This window comes from Candidatus Termitispirillum reticulitermitis, from assembly GCF_054655775.1.
The window spans coordinates 1-1729 of sequence record NZ_BAAIHG010000128.1; the positions used below are offsets into that span (position 1 = coordinate 1).

The 1729-nt window shown below is 38.3% G+C and carries 1 protein-coding gene and 1 pseudogene; both read left to right on the forward strand.

Features of this window, described 5'->3' with window-relative positions:
- Nucleotides 1-600 (forward strand): annotated as a pseudogene (locus tag AC1MDJ_RS07685) (hypothetical protein); the annotation flags it as partial.
- Nucleotides 601-643: 43 nt separating this feature from the next.
- Nucleotides 644-1576, forward strand: a complete 933-nt coding sequence (locus AC1MDJ_RS07690; protein ID WP_479690337.1) for an RpnC/YadD family protein — start codon at nucleotides 644-646, stop codon at nucleotides 1574-1576.
- The last annotated feature ends 153 nt before the right edge of the window (nucleotides 1577-1729 follow it).

Here is a 1729-nt window from a genome sequence, read left to right on the forward strand (position 1 = left end):
GGAGAGCCGACCTTGCATCCAGAACTACTAAAAGTCTTTGAGATTATGAGAAACTTATTTCCTGTTTCAAGAATTAACTTACGGACTAATGGCGTCTCACTGTTATCTCAAGGTGATGAATTTTGGAACAGTGTAAAAAAACACCGCATAGATATATTGGCTACTAAATATCCAACTGTTGATTGGGCTGCAGTTGACGCTACGGCAGCTGAGCACGGAACAAAGATTATATATGGCAGTATGGGCGATGAACTAAATAAAACTAGCTGGCGACTAACGCGTGATTTCTCTGGGAGTGGCAACATACTCAACAACTTTATAAATTGCCCTACAAGCATATATAATATGGACTTGAAAGAGGGTAAGATATACTGTGGGGATATACACGGAACTATGACTGTCGCAAAACATTTTGGCATAGATGTGGAGCTTTGCGAAGACGACCGTTTGGATATATACAAAATAAGTAGCGTTCAGGAAATATATGATTTTGTTGCAAGACCATACCCGCATTGCAGATATTGTGCTATAGATAAACGTAAATCCACAGGGAAGTACATGCTCTCAAACAGAGAACTTGGCGAGTGGGTGGAGGAATAAGAACAGACTTGACTAATTTCTATTTTTATTATATTGTCGGTCTATGTCAGATACTGATACCAACAGAGAGTATAAGGATAGCGTATTTACAAAGCTATTCTCTGATAAAGAGAAGCTCATTGAGCTATATAATGCCATTGACGATGTTACCTATACGTTGTCAGATGGCATTATAATAAACACCCTAGAGAATGTTCTGTTTATGGGCAGACGAAACGATATATCATTTACTATAGCAGATAAGCTAGTTGTTTTAATGGAACATCAGTCAACTATCAACGATAATATGCCGTTGCGTTTTTTAGAATATATAGCTCGTTTATATGAGGGCATGGTTGACAACGATGCGGTATATAAGAGAAACAGGTTGACAATACCCCGTCCAGAGTTTATAGTGTTATATAATGGTGTTGCTCCACTAAAAGCAGATGATTACTATATAAAGCTATCTGAGATGTTTGCAAAAGACGAAACAAGAAAGGATACACATAACTTTTTAGAGTTAGAAGCGAGAGTGTTGAATGTTAATAAAGGACATAACAGAAAAGTATTAAAAGCAAGCGGGACACTTGGGGACTATGCGGAGTTTGTAGAGGTAGTTAGGCAGGAGACAAAGGGGATAGATAGCGAGGATAAGGTAGCTTTAGCTGGTGCAATGGAGCGGGCTATAAGGCTCTGTATAGAGCGGGGTATATTGAAAGACTTTTTATATAGACATTCGCGGGAGGTAATGAATATGGGTATGTTGACATCAGAGTTTGATATTAATGTAGCTAAAAAGGTATGGCGTGAAGAGGCGTTTGACGAGGGCATGCTAATAGGTATGCAGGAGGGCAAGCTAGAAGGCAAGCTTGAGGGCAAGTTTGAAACTGCTAAAAATTTTTTAGCACTAGGTATGCCCCTTGATTTTGTATCAAAGGGCACAGGGCTTTCACTTGCCAAGTTAAAAGAGCTACAGAACGACATAATTGTATAATACGGAGCTGCTAGCTAATAATAAATCAGTGGACTATTATAGCAAAAAAATATTGCACTTTTACGTATTTTAATGTATTACTATGCAATATGTTAGAAAAGTTATTCTCTATCACTGATGTCGGCATAATTCGCACTGTGCGAATACTTGGAA